The 20,436-nt window shown below is 73.0% G+C and carries 15 protein-coding genes; 11 read left to right on the top strand and 4 right to left on the bottom strand.

Annotation, left to right across the window (positions count from 1 at the left end; genetic code table 11):
* Positions 1–309 precede the first annotated feature (309 nt).
* Positions 310–1,746 (bottom strand): MocR-like pyridoxine biosynthesis transcription factor PdxR, encoded by a 1,437-nt coding sequence (pdxR, locus tag OIE47_RS28080; protein ID WP_326557513.1) that lies wholly within the window; start codon positions 1,744–1,746, stop codon positions 310–312.
* Positions 1,747–1,793: 47 nt separating this feature from the next.
* Here pdxR and OIE47_RS28075 point away from each other — a divergent pair, with 47 nt between their 5' ends.
* The 3 genes from OIE47_RS28075 (at position 1,794) to OIE47_RS28065 (ending at position 3,984) form a co-directional block, all read left to right on the top strand.
* Complete coding sequence (locus tag OIE47_RS28075) at positions 1,794–2,294, top strand: carboxymuconolactone decarboxylase family protein (RefSeq protein ID WP_326557512.1); 501 nt, start codon at positions 1,794–1,796, stop codon at positions 2,292–2,294.
* Positions 2,295–2,357: 63 nt separating this feature from the next.
* Positions 2,358–3,074, top strand: coding sequence for an isocitrate lyase/PEP mutase family protein (locus tag OIE47_RS28070; RefSeq protein ID WP_326557511.1), 717 nt, complete (start codon positions 2,358–2,360; stop codon positions 3,072–3,074).
* Between the two features lie 181 nt (positions 3,075–3,255).
* Positions 3,256–3,984 carry an alpha/beta fold hydrolase gene (locus OIE47_RS28065; RefSeq protein ID WP_326557510.1) on the top strand — a complete coding sequence of 243 codons (729 nt, stop codon included), beginning with the start codon at positions 3,256–3,258 and terminating at the stop codon, positions 3,982–3,984.
* Between the two features lie 25 nt (positions 3,985–4,009).
* Here OIE47_RS28065 and OIE47_RS28060 read toward each other — a convergent pair whose 3' ends face one another.
* Positions 4,010–4,531: a CGNR zinc finger domain-containing protein gene (locus OIE47_RS28060; RefSeq protein WP_326557509.1), complete on the bottom strand. Its 522-nt coding sequence runs from the start codon at positions 4,529–4,531 to the stop codon at positions 4,010–4,012.
* 165 nt (positions 4,532–4,696) lie between these two features.
* Between OIE47_RS28060 and OIE47_RS28055 the strand changes: the two genes are divergently transcribed.
* Positions 4,697–5,353 (top strand): pyridoxamine 5'-phosphate oxidase family protein, encoded by a 657-nt coding sequence (locus OIE47_RS28055; protein WP_326557508.1) that lies wholly within the window; start codon positions 4,697–4,699, stop codon positions 5,351–5,353.
* A gap of 31 nt (positions 5,354–5,384) precedes the next feature.
* A complete protein-coding gene (locus OIE47_RS28050; RefSeq protein ID WP_326557507.1) occupies positions 5,385–6,140 on the top strand; it encodes an MBL fold metallo-hydrolase in 756 nt (251 codons plus the stop codon).
* A 33-nt stretch (positions 6,141–6,173) separates the two neighbouring features.
* On the opposite strand, the gene OIE47_RS28045 is transcribed toward OIE47_RS28050, so the two are convergent.
* Together OIE47_RS28045 and OIE47_RS28040 are read right to left on the bottom strand one after the other, a co-directional pair.
* A complete protein-coding gene (locus OIE47_RS28045) occupies positions 6,174–6,866 on the bottom strand; it encodes a nitroreductase family protein (RefSeq protein WP_326557506.1) in 693 nt (230 codons plus the stop codon).
* On the bottom strand, positions 6,863–7,198 hold the full coding sequence (locus OIE47_RS28040; protein WP_326557505.1) for an ArsR/SmtB family transcription factor: 336 nt from the start codon (positions 7,196–7,198) through the stop codon (positions 6,863–6,865). The genes OIE47_RS28045 and OIE47_RS28040 overlap by 4 nt, the downstream gene beginning before the upstream one ends.
* Before the next feature lie 111 nt (positions 7,199–7,309).
* Between OIE47_RS28040 and OIE47_RS28035 the strand changes: the two genes are divergently transcribed.
* The 6 genes from OIE47_RS28035 (at position 7,310) to OIE47_RS28010 (ending at position 20,416) form a co-directional block, all read left to right on the top strand.
* Positions 7,310–7,978 carry a ThuA domain-containing protein gene (locus OIE47_RS28035; RefSeq protein ID WP_326557504.1) on the top strand — a complete coding sequence of 223 codons (669 nt, stop codon included), beginning with the start codon at positions 7,310–7,312 and terminating at the stop codon, positions 7,976–7,978.
* 176 nt (positions 7,979–8,154) lie between these two features.
* Positions 8,155–9,018: a DUF4132 domain-containing protein gene (locus OIE47_RS28030; RefSeq protein WP_326557503.1), complete on the top strand. Its 864-nt coding sequence runs from the start codon at positions 8,155–8,157 to the stop codon at positions 9,016–9,018.
* Positions 9,015–13,784, top strand: coding sequence for a hypothetical protein (locus OIE47_RS28025; RefSeq protein ID WP_326557502.1), 4,770 nt, complete (start codon positions 9,015–9,017; stop codon positions 13,782–13,784). The genes OIE47_RS28030 and OIE47_RS28025 overlap by 4 nt, the downstream gene beginning before the upstream one ends.
* Positions 13,781–14,950, top strand: a complete 1,170-nt coding sequence (locus OIE47_RS28020; RefSeq protein ID WP_326557501.1) for an ATP-binding protein — start codon at positions 13,781–13,783, stop codon at positions 14,948–14,950. The genes OIE47_RS28025 and OIE47_RS28020 overlap by 4 nt, the downstream gene beginning before the upstream one ends.
* Positions 14,934–18,464, top strand: coding sequence for a DUF5682 family protein (locus OIE47_RS28015; RefSeq protein WP_326557500.1), 3,531 nt, complete (start codon positions 14,934–14,936; stop codon positions 18,462–18,464). The genes OIE47_RS28020 and OIE47_RS28015 overlap by 17 nt, the downstream gene beginning before the upstream one ends.
* Entirely contained in the window at positions 18,461–20,416 is a 1,956-nt protein-coding gene (locus tag OIE47_RS28010; RefSeq protein WP_326557499.1) for a hypothetical protein, read from the top strand. The genes OIE47_RS28015 and OIE47_RS28010 overlap by 4 nt, the downstream gene beginning before the upstream one ends.
* The last annotated feature ends 20 nt before the right edge of the window (positions 20,417–20,436 follow it).

The following is a 20,436-nucleotide window of genomic DNA, read 5'->3' as shown; positions in this document are numbered from 1 at the left end:
ATCGCCGACAGGAACACCGCTGATGTCCCGCCCGCGAGACGCCTCTCCTCGGAAGCGCGGTTCGCGACCGCACCGCAGGCGACCTGGCTCGTCCTCCGTACCGGCGAGCGCCGGCGGGGCCGGTGTGCTCGACATCCGCCGGGCCGTTGTGCTGCTCGACGTCCTGCCGGTACGGGGAATCACAGTTGCGGGACAGCGCCGGGGTCACACCGGCTTCGCTGCGGGGCGGTCCGCGAGCACGGTATCGCATCCGCCGGTGGCCAGCCCGTCCCGGCGATGGCGTCGGTGATCTGCTCGACGGTGCGCCGGCTACGGCATCACCCGGCACAGTGCGTCCAGCGCACCCGCCCACGCGCTCTCCGGCGGAGCCGCGTAGTTGACCACCAGCGCATCCTGCTCGGGCAACCGCCAGCCGGAGTCGGCCACCTCGTAGCGGAACTGCGCCATCCCGGTGACCTCCAGTCCCTGCCGGGCCGCCGCCGCGACAACCGACCGCTCGGTCCCGCGCGGAAGTTCGACGACCACCTGCAACCCGGCGGCCAGGCCGGTCACCCGGACACCCGGCGCCCGCTGCGCCAGCGCCGCGACCAGTTGGTCACGGCGGCGCCGGTAGCGCAGCCGCATCGCGCGCAGGTGCCGGTCGTACGCACCGGACGAGATGAACTCCGCGAGCGTCAACTGCTCCAGCCCGCTCGCCCAGTCGACCTGCCCCTTGGCCGCCACGACCTCCGGAACCAGTTCCTCGGGCAGCACCATCCAGGCGAGCCGCAGCCCCGGCGCCAGCGACTTGCTCGCGGTGCCGAAGTACACCACCCGCTCCGGGTCCAGTCCCTGCAACGCACCCACCGGCTGACGGTCGTACCGGAACTCACCGTCGTAGTCGTCCTCCAGGATCAGGCCGCCGGTCGCACGCGCCCAGTCGACGGCCGCCAATCGCCGGTCCGGGCCCAGCGCGACCCCGGTCGGGTACTGGTGCGCCGGTGTCACCAGCACCGCGCCGACTCCGGGCAGCCGGGCCAGGTCGTCGGTACGCGCGCCCTGCTCGTCCACGTAGAGCGGCGGGGTACGCAGACCGGCGCCGGTCAGCGCGTCGCGGTAGACGCCGAAGCCGTACGACTCGACGGCCACCGCCCGCACCCGGCGCGCCCGGAGCACCCGCGCAATCAGCGTCAGACCGTGGTGGAAACCGGAGCAGATCACCACCCGGTCCGGGGATGCGTAGACCCCGCGGGCCCGGGGCAGATAGTCCGCGAGGGCAACACGCAACTCCGCCCGGCCGGGGGCGTCGCCGTAGCCGAAGGCGTCGTGCGGTGCGGCGGTCAGCGCCCGGCGGGCCGCCGCGAGCCACTGCGTACGGGGAAACTCCGCGAGGTTCGGCGAACCCGGCACCAGCCCGTACGTGGGACGGCTCGGGGTCGACCCGGTACCGGGAGCGGCGGGCGCGACCCGGCGCGGCGCGGCCCGCCGGGCCACCCGGGTCCCCGAGCCCTGCCGGGCGGTGAGCCAGCCCTCGGCGATCAGTTCGGCGTAGGAGTTGGCAACGGTGTTGCGGGCGACTCCGAGGTCGGCGGCGAGCGAGCGGGACGACGGTAGTCGGGTGCCGGGTGCCAGGCGCCCGGTGCGCACGGCCTTCCGCAGGGCCTCGGTGAGCCCGGCCCGCAGTCCGGGTCCGGTCAGCTCCAGCAGCAGGTCGGCACCGCTGGTGGCGGGCGGATCGGGGGCCGGATTGGCCCATGAATCCGTCATGAAATTGGACCATACTCCGGTGCCACCTGCGACATAGCGTTGTCGGCGTGACAGCACATGGAGCAACTGACAGCAGCGAGCGCCACCCCGCACACGCACCGCGCCTGGACCTGGCAAAGCTCGCTCCCGAGGCCTACAAGGCCATGATCCGTCTGGACACGGTCGCGGGGCAGGGCGTCGAGCCCACCCTGCTCAACCTGGTCAAGATCCGGGCGTCGCAGCTCAACCACTGCGCCTTCTGCCTGGACATGCACAGCAAGGACGCGCTGGCGGCCGGCGAGTCGGCCGAGCGGATCATCCAGCTCAGCGCGTGGACGGAGTCGAAGCACTTCTACACGGCGAAGGAGGTCGCGGCGATCGAGCTGACCGACGCGATCACCGTACTCACGGACGGGTTCGTTCCGGACGACGTGTACGCGAGGGCCGCGAACGAGTTCGACGAGACGGAGCTGGCCCGCCTCATCGTGGCGATCACGGCGATCAACGCCTGGAACCGCTTCGGGGTGTCGACCCGTTTGGTCCCCGGCCACTACACGCCCGGTGCCTAGCGGGCGGGCCGAGCGGCCCTTGCCCCCGCCCCCTCCACTCTCTCCTCGGGACACGTGAAAAAGATGACCGCATCCACCTTCCGCGCCCTGCACCAGGGGCGCGCCGCCGGCGACCCGCTCGTCCTGCCCGGTCCCTGGGACGCGGGCAGCGCCCGGATCCTCGCCGACGCCGGCTTCCCCGCGCTGGCCACCCCGAGCGCCGGGATCGCCGCCTCGCTCGGGTACGAGGACGGCTCGACGCCGCCGGAGGAGATGTTCGCGGCGGTGGCGCGGATCGTCCGGGCGGTCGACGTACCCGTCTCCGCCGACCTCGAGGGTGGTTACGGCCTCGCCCCCGGTGAGCTGGTCGGCCGGCTCCTGGAGACGGGCGCGGTCGGCTGCAACCTGGAGGACTCGGTGGGGCACACCACCCTCAGGGACCCGCAGCGGCACGCGGACTGGCTGGCCGAGGTACGGGTGGAGGCGGGCGACGCGCTCTTCATCAACGCACGGGTGGACACCTTCCTGGTCGGGACGGGTGACCCGGCCGACGCGGTGGCCCGCGCCCTGCTGTACGTGGCCGCCGGCGCCGACTGCGTGTACCCGCTTCTGGCCCCGCCCGAGGTGCTCCCGGTGCTGCGGGCGGGCATCGAGGGACCGATCAACATGGCTGCCCGACCGGACCCGGACTCCGTGGCCGAACTGGCACGGCTGGGCGCGACCCGCATCACCTTCGGTCCGGGGATGCAGCGGTACGCGATGGGTGCGATCGGCGAACTCGCGCAGGGGCTGCGTGGGTGAAGCCCGCCCCGCCCCAGGGGTGTGACGGCGGTAATGGTCGTCCGTGCGGAGCGTGGGTAATCTTGGCCGGACAGCCTGTCGGACATGGTGTACGACAGGCTGTCCGGGGTGACGAACCCGGCCGGATCCGAGCCGTCACCACCGGGGAGCCCCGACGTCGACGGCAGTGCGGAGACCTACCTTGACCATCACACCGGACCGACCGACGCTGCTCCTGGTACACGGAGCGTGGCACGGCTCCTGGAGCTGGCAGAAGCTCGAGGGAAAGCTCGCGGCCGACGGCTGGGCCACCCGCTCCGTCCAGTTGCCCAGCGCGGTCGTACAGGACGCGCCGGCCGAGCCGCTGCCGGGGATGTACGACGACGCGGATGTTGTCCGTACGGCACTGGCGGAGATCAGTGGTCCGGTCGTGGTGGTGGCCCACTCCTACGGCGGAATCCCGGTGACCGAGGCCACCGCCGGTGCCACCAACGTGGTGCACCTCGTGTACCTGGCGTCGTACCAGCTCGACGTCGGCGAGGCCATGCTTCCGTTCCACGGGGTCCCGGTTCCGGATTCCCTGGCCGGCACCCTGCCGGTGACGGACCCCGCCACCGGTCGTGCCCGTGGGGACTTCTTCTACCAGGATCTGGATGTGGCCGAGGCGGCCGAGGCGAACGCCCGGTTGGTCCCGCAGAGCGTCCGGGCGTGTTTCGAACCGGTCACCCGGGTCGGCTGGCGGAGCATCCCGTCCACCTACGTCGTGGCGGACAAGGATCAGGCGCTGTCGCCGTCGGACCAGGAGCGGATGGCCCGGCGGGCCGGCGCGGTCCACCACCTTCCGAGCGGCCACTCTCCTTTCCTGTCGATGCCCGGCGCACTCGCCTCGCTGCTGGCCCGGATCGCCGCGGGTGCCGGCACCGAGTGCTGACCCGGTCCGGCTCCGCCGTCGGCGACTACGCGGTCGCCGTGCGGTGCCGCCGGTAGTGGCGGGCGGCTTTGGTACGACTGCCGCAGCCGTCCATGGAGCACCAGCGCCGGGTGCCGTTGCGTGAGGTGTCGTAGAAGTACAGGACGCAGGCGGGGTGCCCGCAGCGTCGGATCCGGGTGGGTTGGCGGCGCAGCAGGTCGAGGTAGTCGCTGACCGCCCGCCAGGCGGGCAGCCACTCGCTGTCGACGTCGTGGTGTTCCCGCACCTGCGCCCGGTGCAGGGTGTGGCGCAGGGCGCCGTGCGCCAGGATGGCGTTGATCTCGCGCTCGGCCTGCTCGCCGGGGTGTTCGAGGAGGCCGCGCAGGGCCGTCCGGGCCCGGCGCAGCGGCGCCTCGACCGCCGGGTCGCCCGGAAGTCCGTGTTCGGTGAGCCACCCCCGCAACCCGTCCGGCTCGGCGAAGAGGTCGACATCGTGGCCGTGGTCGACCCATTCCGTGTTCACCAGGTCCAGGGCGAGGGGTTCGCCCACCAACGGTCGCTGCACCATGCCAAGAATCTTACCCCCGTTCGCCGTTTGACAGGTAAGGATTTGCGACGTATCTTCTAACCATCAAACTTCTCTTCACCGGTTAGAACGGGTTCCTCGACCGGACCCGGCCATCCACGACCGGGGGCGCGCCGCGCCCCCGGAACAGGCTCTGAGGGGTACGCCGTGCCACACCGCTACCTGGAAGAACTGTCGACCGCATCGGTGACCGCCGCACGAGAGCGCTACGGCAGCCGGGGCGCCATCCAACGCATGACCGCCGGCTGGCATACCGACGCCCTGCTCGACGCCGGCACGGCCGCCTTCGTCGCCGAACGGGACGGCTTCTACCTCGGCACGGTCGGCGAGAACGGCTGGCCCTACCTGCAGTACCGGGGCGGCCCACCCGGCTTCCTGCACGTGCTCGACCCCGTCGACGGGCACGGCGTACTCGGCTGGGCGGACCTGCGCGGCAACCGGCAGTACCTCTCGGTGGGCAACCTCGGCGCCTCACCGAAGGTGTCGCTGCTGCTGATGGACTACGCCCACCAACGCCGACTCAAGATCATCGGCACCGCCCGGGTCGTGGACGTACGCGACGACGTGCGCCCCGACCTGCTGGAACGGCTGGACGTGTACGGGCGGTCCGGCAAGATCGAGCGACTGATCACGGTCGACGTGCAGGGCTACGACTGGAACTGCCCCCAGCACATCACGCCCCGCTACACCGAGGCCGAGCTGGCCGACGTGCTCGCCCCGGTAGGCGACGAGCTCACCCGCCTTCGTGCGGAGAACCAGGCGCTGCGTGAGCAACTGCGCCGCCCCGCTGGCGCCCGCCAGTAGCCGTGGACGAGCCAGGAGCCAGGGAGCGAACATGAACAAGCCGACCGTACGCACAATCGGCGGGCCGACGGCGGTCCTCGACTACGCGGGTTCCCGGTTCGTGCTGGATCCGACCTTCGACGAGCCGGGGACGTACCGGAGCGGGCCGGTCACCGCGACCAAGCTGACCGGCCCGACCAGCCGGTCCGGGGATCTCGGCCCGGTCGACGCGGTCCTCGTGTCGCACGAACATCACGTCGACAACCTCGACACCTCCGGACGGAGGTACGCGCAGCAGGCCCGGAGGGTGCTCACCACCCGCGCGGGAGCGGAGAACCTCGGCCCGGCGGCGGTCGGCCTGCGGCCGTTCGAACACACCGAGGTCGGAGAGGTACGCGTCACGGCGGTGCCGGCGCTGCACGGAACGCCGGAGATCGGCGTGGTCAACGGTCCGGTGATCGGATTCGTGCTGGAGTCGGACGGCTGGCCGACGGTCTACGTCAGCGGCGACAACGCCTCAGTGGACGTCGTGGCCGTCATCGCGGAACGGTTCCCGGCAACGGAGATCGCGATCCTCAACCTCGGCGCGGCCAGGATCGCCGTACGCGGCGACGGATTCCTCACGCTGACGGCGGAACTGGCGGCGCGAGCGGCCGCCCTGCTCGGTGTGCGCGCGGTGGTCCCGGTGCACCAGGACGGGTGGGGGCACTACACCGAGAACGCGGACGACGTCACGCGGGCCTTCGCGGAGGCGGGCCTGGCGGACGTGCTCGTGAACCTCGCGCCGGGTGACAGCGCGACCCTGTGACGGGCGCCTCACCGGGCGGGCGGCAGCGTCGGGTTACCAACGGTCCCAGTGGGCGAACGCCTCGGCGTCGGAGCGGGGGCCGGGCTTGAAGTCCGTGCCGAGGGTGTAGGCCACGGGGGTGAGAGCCACCTGCACGACGGTGTCGTAGGGAATGCCGAGCAGGTCGGCCATCTCCCGCTCGTAGCTGAGATGACTCGTGGTCCAGGCGGTGCCGAGCCCGCGTTCCCGGGCGGCCAGCATGAAGCTCCAGAACGCCGGTATCACCGAACCCCACGCGCCGGCCTGACCGCGAACGCTGGCCAGTTCGGCGCGGGACTCGACCCGCAGGCACGGGATGAGCAGCAACGGAACCTCGTGCAGGTGTTCCGCGAGATGGTGCAGGCTGCCGGCGATGCGATCCCACTGCGCCGAGGCGAAGCTCATCCGGCTGAACGCCGGTCCCGCCTCGCCGGACGCGGGCGGCGGGGTCATCAGGCCCAGTCGCCACAGCTGTGCCACGGCCGCCCGGGTGTCCGGGTCCTCGACGAAGACGAAGTCCCAGCGCTGCCGGTTCCGACCGCTCGGTGCCTGGACGGCGATGCGCAGGCAGTCCTCGATCACGTCCCGGCGCACCGGCCGGCCCAGGTCGAGGCGCCGGCGTACGGCACGGGTGGTGGTCAGGACCTCGTCGGCGGAGAGACCGAGGGTGCCCGGCCGAACCTGGGGCGTCGGCTCGGGGTTCGTCACGCCGGCGCTCCCACTCGCTCCACGATGCCGAGATTAGCGGCCACCGCGGGGAGCAGTCCGGGGAACCGGTCGTCGATCTCGTCGGCACGCAGCTCGTGGCGGCGGAAACTCCCGTTCGGCGTGACCCGCAGGACACCGGCCTCGCGCAGCACCTTCAGGTGGTGCGACAGCGTCGACATGCTCACCTCGGACAGCGCCTCGAACTTCCCGCAGACGACGCCACCGGACCGCGCCAACTGCCGTACGACGCTCAGGCGCACCGGGTCGGCCAGCGCGCCGAGCAGCGTGGCCAGGTCGACCGAGGCGAGATCGGGATGGTGCAGGGCTCTCATGACGCCATGTTAACGTTAACTTCGACATTTCGGCAATCCTCAAAATGACTCGGAGCGAGTCAGAGTGAGCCGGACAAACCAGCATCAATCGAGACACCAGGATCGGAACTCATGGCACAGCGCATCGACACCGTCGTCCTCAGCGGCGCAGGTCCGCACGCCGACCCGTGGCACCCGTTGCCCGAAACCAGCGCGAGGCTGGCCGAGCTGGTCGGCCCCCCGGGCTCCGTGGAGATCGTGACGTCCATCGACCGACTCGGAGCCGCACTCGACGGGGTCGACCTGCTGATCGTCAACGCGAGCGCCAACCGCACCACACCGATCGGCGAGGACGACCAGTTCGGACGTACGCTCGACGCCTTCCTCGCCCGGGGCGGCAACCTGCTCGCCACCCACAGCGCGACGATCGCGTTCCCCGGCCTGGCGAGCTGGCGGTCCACGATCGGCGCCACCTGGGAACACGGCCGGACCTCGCACCCGCCGATTGGCCGGAGCCTCATCCGACGTAGCGGTGCAGAACACCCGATCACCGGTGGACTCGGTGACTTCGAGGTCCACGACGAGCGCTACATGAACCTCGACTTGGTCGACAACGCCGACGTCGAGCCGCTCTACGTCCACGAGGAGGGCGGCGTCGTCCACCCGCTCGTCTGGGCACGTACCGTCGGGCGCAGCCGGGTGGTCTACAACGCTCTCGGTCACGACCCCGGGTCGTACGACTCCCCCGGACACGTCGCCCTGATCGGGCGCATCACGTCCTGGCTCCGCCACCGGCGCTGACCCGTCGTCGGGTCCCGGCCCGGACCAGCCCTCGACACCCGCAACCGCGCCCGAGCACCGTCCACAGTGTGCCGATCGGGCAAAAATGTCGCGCCGCCCGGCTAGTGTGCCGCTTCGACTGGAGGACGTCGATCCGACGGGGTCGGCCGTGGACGGGAGAGCGACGGATGGCGTGGATGGCTGTTGCCGGTGGCTATGAGGTCACGCTGCGTTCCGGGGACATCGTCTGCCGGAACGCGGCGGGCAAGGAACTCAGGTCACCACCCAAAGCCGTCCGGGAGGACCCGGTGGTGACCGGGCTCAAACAGCTCGCCGAGTGGCTGGAGCGGCACGAGCGTGACTGCCGGGCGGACGTGGAACGCTGGATGGTCCGCTCCCTGCCGGTGCCCGCGACGATCCTGGCCGAGGTCTGGGCCGACGACGCGTGGCGCGCGGCGCTCACCGATCTCGTGGTCGCCGGCCTCGACGAGCACGACGGCTGGGACCCCGACGAGGTGGGCCTGCTGCGCGACGTCAGCGACAAGGGCATCGGCGTGGTCAACCTCGACGGCGAGACCGTACGGATCCCCGCCGACCGGGTGATCATCCCGCACCCCGTACTCCTGGCCGACCTCGACGACCTGCGCGAGTTCGCCGCCGACCTCGAGGTGGCGCAGTCCGTCGGCCAACTCTTCCGCGAGACCTGGCAACGGCCGGCGTCCCTCGACCCCAAGGCCACCTCCGTCAACGACTTCGCCGGCGGCAGGTACGTCGAACTGCGGCACCTGTCCGCCCGAGCCAGCTCGCTCGGATACCCGGTCCGGGGCGGGTTCGCCGTCTGCCGGATCTTCGAGGGCGGCGAGAATGTCGAGGCCCGCTCCTGGGTGGGCTCCGACGACCCCGACTACGAGACCGAAACCGGGGACCTGGTCTTCACCGATCGCTCCGGCGCCTCCCGGCCACTCGTCGCGGTCGGCCCGGTGGCCTGGTCGGAAGGCATGCGGATGGCAGCCGCGCTCTACGCCGGCCGGGTCGTGGAGAAGTCGGAGGAGCAGCGGTGAGCGTGACGACCGAGGTGTTGCTGGAGGCGGGCGGGATCGTGCCGCTCGGCAGTGTGGTGGCCAAGGCCGACACGGTCGACGAGTTGCGGGCGCGGTCCTACCGCCATCCGGCGTTACCCGACCGGCCGGTGGTCCGGCTGGTCTCCTCGACCCTGTCCGACGCCGAGGACCTGACGATGGAGTTCCTCGGCTTCGACCGGCCCGACCGGGTCACCGGGGTCGGCCTGCTGCGCCAGCGCGCCCTCGGCTTCCCGGCCTGGGCACTGGTCCACGACCCGGCCAACGGACACCACGCTCTGGCCCTGGTCAAGGAGATCGAACGGTTGTCGCGGATCGCCAAGTCCCGCCTCCCTCCGGCGAAGGACGGCTTCGACGCGCTGGGCGACCAACTGGCCCGGTCCGTACCGCATTTCCTGCCGACGTTCTACGAGCAGGCCGGCCGCGCGTTCCTGGCCGCCGACAGCCCGTTCTACGCCGCGATGATGTTCGGCAAGGCCCGTGAGGCGGAGAAGACCTTCTCGTTGACCGTCGATGAGGACCGTACCCACGCGGTCTTCCTGGAGTTCGGGCTCGCCGGGGCGTTGAGCGCGAAGGCGCTGTCGGCGCACTCCCGCGACCTCGCGATCCGGTGCGCCGACCCCGTCGCCGCCTTCGACCGGTTCCGCCGGTTGTGCAGCGAGCGGATCCTCGGCGGGCTGCCGCCGTACGCCGCCATGCCCACCGACCTGCGGCGCCTGGCGAAGGCTGCCGGGCTCGACCCGGCCGCGGCCGACCGGCAGGTCCTGGCGGACATCCTCACCGCACCGGCGCTGCAACGTGCGCCGGAGGCGTTCTGGACCGCCTACGGCGTCGCCCTCGCCGGTCTCGCCGCGGACGACCCGGCGGTCCGCGGCCACCTGCTCTCCTTCATGCCGTTCAACGTCCCGGGCGTGCCCTGGCTGAATCTGCTGGAGACGACCGGCGCGACCGCCGGACTGACCGCTCGGATCGGCGAGACACCCGGCGGGGCCGAGTCGCCGGACGGTCCGGCCGGTTGGCTCTCCCGATTCGCCCGCCGCTACCTGCAGGGGTCGTCACCCGGGCGGATCCCCGGCCTCCTTCTCCTCGCGGAGCGGATGGCGCCCCGGCTCATCGCCGACGGCGTGCCGGTACACCTGATCGAGGGCTGGAACGGCGACCTCGAACTGCTCGACCTCTGCCTCGCCGCTGGCGTACCGGTCGCCGACCAACCGGACAGCTTCTGCTTCTACGTCTCCCGGCTGTTCCCGCACAACGAGCCGTTCGAGGACCGCGACCTGGCCGCAGTCGCCGCCGATCCGCGTTTCCTCACACCCCTGGTCCGGGCCGTCGAGAACTACCTGCCTGCCATTCCCACCCCCGACCGGGTACGGCAGGTGGTGGCCGTTGCGGGGCTGCGGGTGGCCGTGGGCGCCTGGCTCGACGAGCTCGCCGGCACCGTGGCCGCCCAGGGGCTCCCCACCCTCGACCGGCAGCTCGACCGGGTCCGCAAGGTCGCCACCCCGGAAGGCCTCGCGACCAACCCCGACGCGGTCCGTCGCCTCACCGCGCACGACCTCGCCCCGGTGCTCGCCGCGACGCTGCGCGCCGGCCTTTTTGACGAGTACGAGTGGCCGGCGTTCGAACAGGCCGCCATCGAACTGCTCGACCTTCCGATGAAGGACGAGCAACTCGTCCTCACCGAACAGTGGCCGGTCCTGGTTCTGCGCCGGGGCGACCTCGTCCGGGTCGTCGGACCGGACCGTGTGCTCCTGGAACACCGGCTGCTCATCCCGGCCAACCAGCCAAGCTACCGGCCCCCGACCCTGCGCTTCGTCGACGGGCAGCTGCTCGTCTCGTGGACAACATGGAAGGGCCGCTCGGCGTACTGGAGCGGCACCCCCACCGACGTCCACAACGAGCTTCCCGAGGACGCGTTCACCCAGCCGGGCCACTCACTGCCCCTGCCCGCTGGTGGGCGCACCACCGGCGGTCGCCCGTTGCAGGTGGGTGACCGGAGCGAGGAGAACCGGGGCGCGGTCGTCACCGACGGCACCGCGTACTGGGTCCACACCCGCGAGGACAGCACCATGCGCGAGTTCGACCCGCGGACCGGCGAGCCCGGCCGGGTCTCGATGCCCGCGTTCTTCCAGGCCGGGGCCGTCGACGGGGAGCCGATCTCGGTGGCGCACAGCATGCTTCGGGTGGCACCGGAGGGCGCACAGGCCAGCCCCTACGGCACCGCCGACGGCCTCGTCGGCTGGCGGACGCGCGTCACCCCTGACCACGACCACGTCGGCGAGGGCATCGACGGGCGGACGCTCCGGTACACCGCCGACATGCGCCAGGTGCTGGGAGGCACCGGCAGCCACGCGGTCCGGTTCCCCGGCTCCGACGCCGTACACGGCATGCGCCTCACCTCGGGCTGGGGCGGCGAGCCGATCATCCTGTGCACCGCCGACGGCCGGGCGATCGGCGTCTATTACACGGCCCGCCACTCGACGGACTTCGCGGCCGGCACCGCCGTGATCCCGCCCGGGGACCTCTGGCACCACCTGCGCCCGCGCGACCTCGCCGGGTCGGCGGTGCTGCGCGGGCTCCCGGACGGCGTGGTCTCCGCGCTGCTGGCCGAGGCCGCAACCCTGCGTCCGCCGGCGGACGAGAAACAGGTACCACTCGCCGACGTGGTCGAGCTGGTCCGTCGTGCCGTTCCGGAGCTGACCAACGAGGCAATGGTCAAGGGGGTGGCCGGGGTGGTCCGGTACGCCGCCGAACGGGTCGCCAGGCTCCGGGGGACGGCCGAGGTCCTCACCGGCACGCTGTCCGCGGCGGCCGCCGCGCCGGTCGACTCCGACGCCGGCCTGGTCCGGGACCATGACCTCCTCTCGGCGCTCACCGGACTGGTCCGCTACATGTACGGCAGTGGCAGCGGTGCGGTCCGGATGGTGGCCGCCGCCGGGGCCGCGCTCACCGCGATCGAGCCTCCCGAGGGGAGGGTCCTGCGACCCGAGGGTGACCGCAACTGGTTCTCGGTCCTCGCCCTGGTACGCGCGATCATGTACCGGGCGGTGTCGCCGTCGGTCGACCCCGACCGCCGGGAGGCGCTCCTGGCCCTGCTGACGGTCTTCGCCGACTCCGGACTGTTCCGCGCCGGTGCCCGGCTGCGCCAGTTGTCGATGAACGTCGAGCTGGAGCCACCGCCGGAGAAGGACACGGTTGTCCCCATCGGTGAATGCCGGGTGCTGGTGCTCAGCGTCAAGGAGGTCAACGACGCGCAGGGCAAGCGGACCAGGGTGGAGGGCCTGGACTACTCCGCGGACGGCACCTTCGGTGCGCTTCCCGGCTGCCAGCACGTCAGCGAGAAGATCCTGGTCGACGGCACCTGGGACGCCTCGGTCCTCACCACCTTCGTGGCTACGACCCGTGAGCGGGGCGCGCCGCCGCCGCGGCCCGACCTGGCCGAGGCCCTCTCCCAAACCGCCGGGATCAGCCACGCCGAGGCGACCCTGCTCCTCGCCGGCCTTCACCTCGACGGGGAACGTGCCGGCTGGAGCCCACCCGACCCGGGAGCCAGCGGTCCGGCGATCGCGATCGCCGGACGCACCTGGTACTGGCGCGGGGAATCGTTCAGCCGCTCCCTCGTGGAATCGCTGGTCCCGGCCGACCCGACCGCCCTGTGGGACACCGGGCCGGTGCTGGACGAGGTGATCGCCTGGGCCGACCGGCGGGGCGTGCGTCGACCGGTGCCGGACGACCTCATCATCATGGTCGACCAGTACCCCGCCCAGCACCGGATCGGTACCTCCGAACTGCTGCACGGGCTCGCCACCCCGGACACCTGCCGATGGCTTGCCGGACCCGACGGCGGGGTCGGCGACCAGCACGCGCTCGTCGCCCTGGCGCGGACGCTCCCGTGGCTGGTCTACCACCTGTCACCCGGCGAACCGATCCGGGCGAACCTGCCGGGGATCGTCGACCGGCTGCGGACCCGGATCGCCGATCCCGCCTTCGCACTGCCGTTGGCGCAGCTCGACCGGGAGGCGATCGAGGAGCTCACCACCGAGATCGGGCTGACACCGAAGACCGACGGGGACGTCATCCGGCACGGTCCGCTGACGTACCGGGCGAAGCACTACCATCGGCCGGTCGACCTGCACCCCGGTCTGCTGTCCGGGCCGGACGATCCGGTCCTCTCGCTGCTGCGAGCGCGGGGCGACAACTACAACGAGCACGCGGCCAGCGCGCTGGGCGTGGTGCTCGACGGCAGTCTGGCCCGACTCGTCGTACCGGGCGGCGGCGACCACCCGCAGCAGGATCCGACCCGGGCGGTGCCGCACCTGGTGGCCGAGGCGGCCGAGCGGCTCGGCATCGGGCCCGACGCCGCCGCGCTCTACCTCCAGTTGCTCGCCCTGCCGGACCCGACCGACCGCAACGTCGCGGCGTGGACGGGGTGGAAACCGGCCCGGCTCAAGAAGGCCCGGCTGGACCTGGTCGCCGCCGGCACCCTGGTGGTCGAGGCGAAGCGTTCGCGGGCCGGTCGGAGTCTGTTCCTGCCGTGCGGCTGGCTCGCCCTCAAGGCACCGCACCTACCGGTGGAAACCTGGAAGGCACCGCTGTTGACCATGGACGAGCAGGGCAACCCCACCATCGACGTCATCGTCCCGCGTACCTCCGTGCCCCGGTTGTTCGAGCAGGCGTGGGCGCGGGTGTGTGCGGGCGACGTACCGAAGTTCGACGAACTGGTCACGGGAAGGCAGAAGCGTCGATGACCGACACCCTCACCGATCGGCCCCGCGGGCGTCAGGTCGACCCCGCGGAGTTCGCGTACGCCGACGAGCTGGCATTCCTCGCCGCGTACGACGAGGGTCCCCGGCCACCCGGCTGGCAGCTCACCCCACGGGCCGTCGTCACGTTCATCGCCGGCAGCGGCGGGACCGCCGTCGAACTTCCCACGAAGGCCCGTCGCAAGGGTCTGCCGTCCCGGCTCGTCATCGGGCAGAAGTTCGTCGGTGACCGTGCCGTGGTCGAACGCTGCGTGGTCACCCTCGCCGGGGAACGCGGCCTGCTGCTCGTCGGTGAACCGGGCACGGCCAAGTCGATGCTGTCCGAGCTGCTGTCGGCGGCCGTCTGCGGCACCAGCCGGCTCGTCGTGCAGGGCACCGCGGGCACCACCGAGGACCAGCTCCGGTACGGGTGGAACTACGCCCTGCTGCTGGCCCACGGACCCAGTCCGGAGGCCCTCGTCCCGTCACCGATCCTCGCCGCGATGCGGAACGGCGCGGTGGCCCGGGTCGAGGAGATCACCCGGTGCCTGCCGGAGGTTCAGGACGCACTGGTGTCGATCCTGTCCGACCGGAGCATCGCCGTACCGGAACTGTCCGGTACGACGGACGCGACCGTGCACGCCGTACCGGGGTTCGCCCTGATCGCCACCGCGAACCTGCGCGACCGGGGGGTGTCGGAGATGTCGGCCGCCCTCAAGCGCCGGTTCAACTTCGAGACCGTCGGACCCATCCCCGACCTCGCCGCGGAGATCGCGCTCGTACGGCGACAGGCGACGTCCGCCCTGGCCCGGTCGTCGTCCACCTTCGCCGTCGACGACGCCGTCCTGGAGGTGCTCGTCACCGCCTTCCGCGACCTGCGGGCCGGCCGGTCGGTGGAAGGGTGGGACGTCGACCGCCCGTCGACGGTGATGAGCACCGCCGAGGCGGTCGCCGTCGCGGTCTCCCTCGGCCTCGCCGCGACCTACTTCCCGGGCGACCGGGACGTCCTCTCCCTGGTCCCCGGTCACCTGCTGGGCGTGGTCCGCAAGGACGACCCGGCCGACGGCGCCAAGCTCCTGGGCTACTGGGACGGCGCGGTCCGCCGCCGGGCCGAGGACGGCGCCCGCCTGTGGCGGCAGCTCTGGGAACTGCGCGATGCCCTCACCGACTGACCCCACCCTGGTCGTCGAGGAGCTGGCGGGCCGGACGGAGCCGTACCTGATCGGGGTGCGGCACCACTCCCCGGCGCTGTCGGTCGCCCTGCCGGCCCTGCTCGACGCCCACCGCCCCGAGGTCCTGCTCCTGGAACTGCCGCCGGAACTCGGCGGGTGGCTCCCCTGGCTCGCCGACCCCGCCGTCGTCACACCGGTCGCCCTCGCCGGGGTGGTCGGCGAACGGTCGGGTCCGGCGTTCTACCCGTTCGCCGACTTCTCCCCGGAGCTGGTCGCGATCCGCTGGGCCCATCGCCGCGGTGTCCCGGTGGTGCCGTGCGACCTGCCACTGGCCGACCCGGCCTGGCAGGACCGGGTCCACTCCGGTGGTTCCTTCTCCTCGCCCCGCGCCGGTGCCCTGCGCGCCTCGTCGACGGGACGGCCCGGCGAGGACATGTGGGACCGTGTCGTCGAGGCCCGCTCGCCGGGGGCCGACCCGGAGGCCGTACGGCGGGCGGCGCTCATGGTCGGCTGGGCGTTGCGCCGCGACGCCGAGGAGGCCGGCCGGGTCGATCCGCTCGACCTGCGCCGGGAGGCGTGGATGCGCGGCCGTGTGGCCGAGGTGAACGGACGGCGTGCCGCCGCGCTGGTCGGTTCCTTCCACGCCTCGGCGCTGGCACCACGCCCCGGCGAGAGCACGCCGGCCGACGTCACCGGCGGTGCGGACGTGGCGACCTCACTGGTGCCGTACACGTTCGCGTTGCTCGACGAGCGGTCCGGCTACCCGGCGGGGATCCGGGACCCGCAGTGGCAGCAGGCCGTCCTCGACTCGGCCGGTGACCCGGCCGCGGTGGAGACCGCCGCGATCGAGGCGCTGGTACGGGTCTGCGCGGAGGTCCGGTCCGCCGGCCATCCCCTCGGGCCCGCCGAGGCACGGGAGGCGGCCCGGTTCGCCGGGGACCTCGCCCGGTTGCGGGCACTGCCCGCACCCGCTCGCGGGGAACTGGTCGAGGCGATCCAGAGCGTCTTCGCCCACGGTGAGGTCCTCGGCCGTGGCCGGATCGTCGCCTCGGCCATGGAACGCGTCCTGGTCGGGACGCGGCGCGGTGCGCTCGCCCCCGGAACCCCCCGGTCCGGCCTGGGTCCCGCGGTCCGGGACGAGATCGCCGCGCTGCGGCTGCCCGGTCCCGGCGACCCGCCGAAGGAGGTACGCCTCGACCCGCTCCGCTCCGACCTGGACCGTCGCCGGGAGGTCACCCTGCGCCGACTGGTCACCTGTCGGGTGTCGTACGCGGAACCGATAGTGGTCGACGGGCTCGGTGGTTCCGACGCGCTCGGCAGCCGGTGGAGCCTGAAGTGGGGACCGGAGACCGACGCGATGCTCGACGTCGTCGGTATCCGAGGGGTGACCCTCGCGCAGGCGGCCGAGGGGGTGCTGCGCGGCATCGCGTTTCGTGAGGAGACCGAGGGCGGGACCACCGCCGCCCAGGCGATCCACGGGTTGCTCGCCGCCGCCGAGTGCGGGCTCGCACCGCTGGCCCGCGAGCGACTCGCCCGGCTGGCCGAGATCGTGCCGGCGACCGCCAGCCTCACCGAGGGGCTGGCTGCGCTGGACCTGCTGGACCGGCTGCGCCTCGGACACGTACCGGGCCTGGCCGCGCCCGACGGTGACCTCGGTGACCTGGCCGCCATCGCGCGCTCGGTATCCGACGCGGCCGTACGTCAGGTCGACGGACTAGCCGGTTCCGAGGACGTCGACGACGCGCGGGCGCTCGCCGCCCTCGCCCGGCGTGCCGAAGCCGACGGCGGTCTGCGGCTCGGCGACGCGCTCGCCCGGCTCGCCGCGGACGGCACGGCGATGATGGCCGCCGCAGCGACCGCGGTACGGGTCCTGCTCGCGCTCCGCCCGCCCGGTGAACTCGGTGACCGCCTGGCGTCCTGGATCGACGGTGCCACCGCACCTGCCACCCGTGCCGCGCTCCAGGGCCGGCTCGCCGGCGTGCTCGCCGTCGCGGAACCGCTGCTGCGTGCCGCCGACGGCCTGCTCGGCGGCCTGCTCGACCGGGTGGAGGCCCTACCGGACGACGCGTTCCTGGCGCGGCTGCCGGCTCTGCGCGGCGGCTTCGACGTGCTCAGCCCCGCTGCTCGGGACCGGATCCTGGAGGTGATCGACGAACGGCTCGACGGCGACGGCGAGGAGATCGGCACCGTCGAGGATCCGCGGTTGCTCGCCCTGCGCCTGCTCGCGGACCGGGCCGGCCGCCGGGCGCTGGCCGCCCACGCGCTGACCCCGACCGCGGGTCGGGAGAAAGCGGGCGGAAAGGACCGGGAAGCAAAGCGCCGGGAGGAAGGCGACGACCGCCCGGCCGTTCCGGTCGCGGGTACCCGGACCGGGTCCGACCCCACCGCCGGCACGGTCGACAACGCCGACTCCGCGCACGAGCTGGCGGCCGCCGACCGGTGGCGGCTGGTGCTCGGGCGTACCGCCGGGGTCCGGGGCAGGACCCAGCGGTACGCGACCGCGCTCGACGAGCTCTACGGCGCCGGGAAGGGCGAGGGATCACGCGCCGACGCCTCCGCGCGGGCGGGCCGGGAGGCACCTTTTCCCGGCGTACGCGAATGGTCGGACGAACTGGCGGCGCTCTTCGGCCCGGGCGTACGGGAGGAGGTCCTGGCGAAGGCGGCCGCGACCGGCCGGGCGGACGCCGCCCTCGAACTCGACCCGGCGAACGTTCCCCCCTCGGTCGAACTGCTCCAGACGGTCCTGTCGTTGTCCGGCGGGCTGTCCGAGGCCGCCCTGGCGCGGCTCCGCCCCCTGGTCGCCCGGATCATCGAGCAGCTCACCAGGGAACTCGCCATCCGACTGCGGCCGGCCCTGACCGGACTCGCCACACCACGGCCCAGCTACCGCCCCGGCGGCCCGCTCGACCTGTCCCGAACGGTACGGGCGAACCTGGTCCACTCCCGGCGGCGCCCCGACGGCGGCGTTCTGCTCATCCCGCAGAACCCGGTCTTCCACACCAGGGCCCGACGCGGTGTCGACTGGCGGATCGTGCTGGTCGTCGACGTCTCCGGGTCGATGGAGGCGTCGACCATCTGGTCGGCGCTGACCGCCTCGGTCCTCGCCGGTGTGCCGGCCCTGACCACACACTTCGTGGCGTTCTCGACCGAGGTTGTCGACTTCACCGACCGGGTGTCCGACCCGCTCGGCCTGCTCCTGGAGGTACGGGTCGGCGGGGGTACGCACATCGCGGCCGGCCTGCGGTACGCCCGGTCGCTCGTCACGGTGCCCTCGCGCACCATGGTCGTCCTGATCAGCGACTTCGAGGAGGGGTACCCGATCGGTGGTCTGCTCGGCGAGACGCGCGCGTTGGTGGAGTCCGGCTGCCGGGTGCTCGGCTGCGCGAGCCTGGACGACGCCGGGCGGCCACGCTATTCGGTGTCGGTCGCCGGCCAGCTCGTCGCCGCCGGCATGCCGGTCGCGGCGTTGAGCCCGCTCGAACTGGCCCGATGGGTGGGGGAACAGGTCCGATGAGCACACCGCTGCCGAAGCTCGCCCCGATGCTGCTCGTCGAGGCGGTCGACGCGTTGCCGGCGCGGCTGCGCAGGAAGGTGGACGACATGGTCGTCCGCGCCGCCGGCTGGCCCGCCACCCTCGACGGGGACCGGGTGCGGGTCCGCGTCGACGAGGAGACCGAGGTTGTCCTGGCGGTGACCGGCGGCGTGGTGCGGTCCGGTGCCGACGTGACCTGCGGCTGCCTGCTGGCGCCGAACTGCCTGCACCGGGCGGCCGTGCTGGCCCGGTGTCCGGTGCAGGAGGACCCGGCTCCCGTAGACACCGGAGACCCGTCCGGGCCGGGCGACACCGACGGGCGAGCAGATCCCGGCGACACCGACGGGCGGGCGGGCCACGGCGACACCGACGGGCGGGCGGGCCACGGCGACACCGACGGGCGGGCGGGCCACGGCGACACCGACGGGCGGGCGGGCCACGGCGAAGGCCCCGGGGAAACCGTGGGGTCCCGGCAGGCCGCCGTCCTGGACCCGGTCGGCGCCGGCCGGGGTGTGGCGCTCTCCGAACGGCAGGTCGCCGCCGCCGACGACCTGTGGCGGTCCGCCGTCGCGGTGCTCTGCGCCGGACGCTCCGGCAGCGGGGTCGTGGTCCGGGCCGCCCTCGTCCGAGCCGCCCACCAGGCGCGGATCCACGGGCTGCACCGGGCCGCCGCCGTCGCCCGGCAGTGCGCCAACCGCCTCCAGGCCGCCGCGGAGAGCCAGCCGCAGTACCGGTTGGCGGATCTCACCGACGACCTGCGGGAACTGCTCGACCTCGCCCGCCGGCTGCGGCTGCCCGACCCGACGGCCGACCTGCTCGGGACGGGTCGCCGCAGCTACGAGACCGCGGGAGGCCTGCGACTGTACGGGGTGTGCACGGTCCCCGTGGTGGCGGATTCGGGGTACGGCGGCGTTGTCACGTACCTCGTCGACAGGGACGGTCGGATGTGGACGATCGCCGACCTGATGCCCGGCGGTGCCGGGCGCGCCTCGACCGCCGGCGACGGGATCGTCACGATCGGCGAGGTGGTGCTGAGCCACCGTGAGCTGGCCCGCGCCGGCATCGTGGTCTCCGGCGCCACCTCCTCGGAGAACGGCCAGCTCGGTGCCGGCAAGGCCGTCCGGGCGGTCCGGGCGAATGGTGCCGGCTGGGCCGAGGAGCCCGTCGACCGGCTGTGGCGGGAGCCCTACGCCGACCAGGTCCACCGGGCCTTCGCTGCCTCGGCCGTGCCGGTACGGGACCGGCCCGCCGGTGGGGACCTGCTGTTCCTGCGGGTCGAGGTGGTCGGCGTCGCCGGTGACGCTGTCCTCGGCGTCACCCCGGACGGGCTGCCGATCGCGCTCGGCATCGCGTCGGACCACGAGGCGCTGCCGTACCGGGACAACCTGCGGGTCCTCGCCGGTGCCGTCGGGGCGGACCTGCGGGTGATCGGCCGGCTCGATCCGCACCACCGCACCACCGTGCAGGCGCTCGCGGTCGCCCCGGCCGTCCCGAACGCCGGTCTGGTCCTGCCGGCCCGCTGGTCCGGCCGGGCCGATCTCGGCTTCGACCGGCTGCACCGCAGCCAGGTCCGTGTCGACCCGACCGTCCCGGGTGTGGCCGCCGGGCCGGGCGGCGTGACCGGGGACCCGGCGCTGCACCTGCTCCGCCGGCAGGTGGAACGCGTCGTCGACGGCGGTCGCGCGGTGCAGGCTCTGGCCGCTGAAGACGGACGGCGCCTGCGCGGGGCCCGGCTCGACACCGGGGCGGTCCTGCTCGCCGAACTGCGCGACGCGGCCGGGTTCCGCGACCGGGACGTGTTCGGGCGCATCACGGCCGACGACGGGTCCGCGTTCGCCGAGGCCTGGCTCGCCGCCGCCGTCTACGAGCGCGCGGCGTCGGCCGCCTTCACCGAGGCGTCCTGGCTACCGACCGAGTTGTCCCCCATCGGCTGACCGGCGGGCGCGGCCGTCGG

This window comes from Micromonospora sp. NBC_01796 (assembly GCF_035917455.1).
In the GTDB taxonomy this organism is placed as follows: domain Bacteria; phylum Actinomycetota; class Actinomycetes; order Mycobacteriales; family Micromonosporaceae; genus Micromonospora_G.
Note: the sequence above shows the minus strand (reverse complement) of the source record. Positions and strands in the feature narration are given on the sequence as shown.

Excerpts from the sequence above, each read along its gene's own strand:
- pdxR (WP_326557513.1), bottom strand. The coding sequence starts at position 1,746 with ATGACGGATTCATGGGCCAATCCGGCCCCCGATCCGCCCGCCACCAGC.
- OIE47_RS28070 (WP_326557511.1), top strand. The coding sequence starts at position 2,358 with ATGACCGCATCCACCTTCCGCGCCCTGCACCAGGGGCGCGCCGCCGGC.
- OIE47_RS28060 (WP_326557509.1), bottom strand. The coding sequence starts at position 4,531 with ATGGTGCAGCGACCGTTGGTGGGCGAACCCCTCGCCCTGGACCTGGTG.
- OIE47_RS28050 (WP_326557507.1), top strand. The coding sequence starts at position 5,385 with ATGAACAAGCCGACCGTACGCACAATCGGCGGGCCGACGGCGGTCCTC.
- OIE47_RS28040 (WP_326557505.1), bottom strand. The coding sequence starts at position 7,198 with ATGAGAGCCCTGCACCATCCCGATCTCGCCTCGGTCGACCTGGCCACG.
- OIE47_RS28035 (WP_326557504.1), top strand. The coding sequence starts at position 7,310 with ATGGCACAGCGCATCGACACCGTCGTCCTCAGCGGCGCAGGTCCGCAC.
- OIE47_RS28030 (WP_326557503.1), top strand. The coding sequence starts at position 8,155 with ATGGCTGTTGCCGGTGGCTATGAGGTCACGCTGCGTTCCGGGGACATC.
- OIE47_RS28020 (WP_326557501.1), top strand. The coding sequence starts at position 13,781 with ATGACCGACACCCTCACCGATCGGCCCCGCGGGCGTCAGGTCGACCCC.
- OIE47_RS28015 (WP_326557500.1), top strand. The coding sequence starts at position 14,934 with ATGCCCTCACCGACTGACCCCACCCTGGTCGTCGAGGAGCTGGCGGGC.
- OIE47_RS28010 (WP_326557499.1), top strand. The coding sequence starts at position 18,461 with ATGAGCACACCGCTGCCGAAGCTCGCCCCGATGCTGCTCGTCGAGGCG.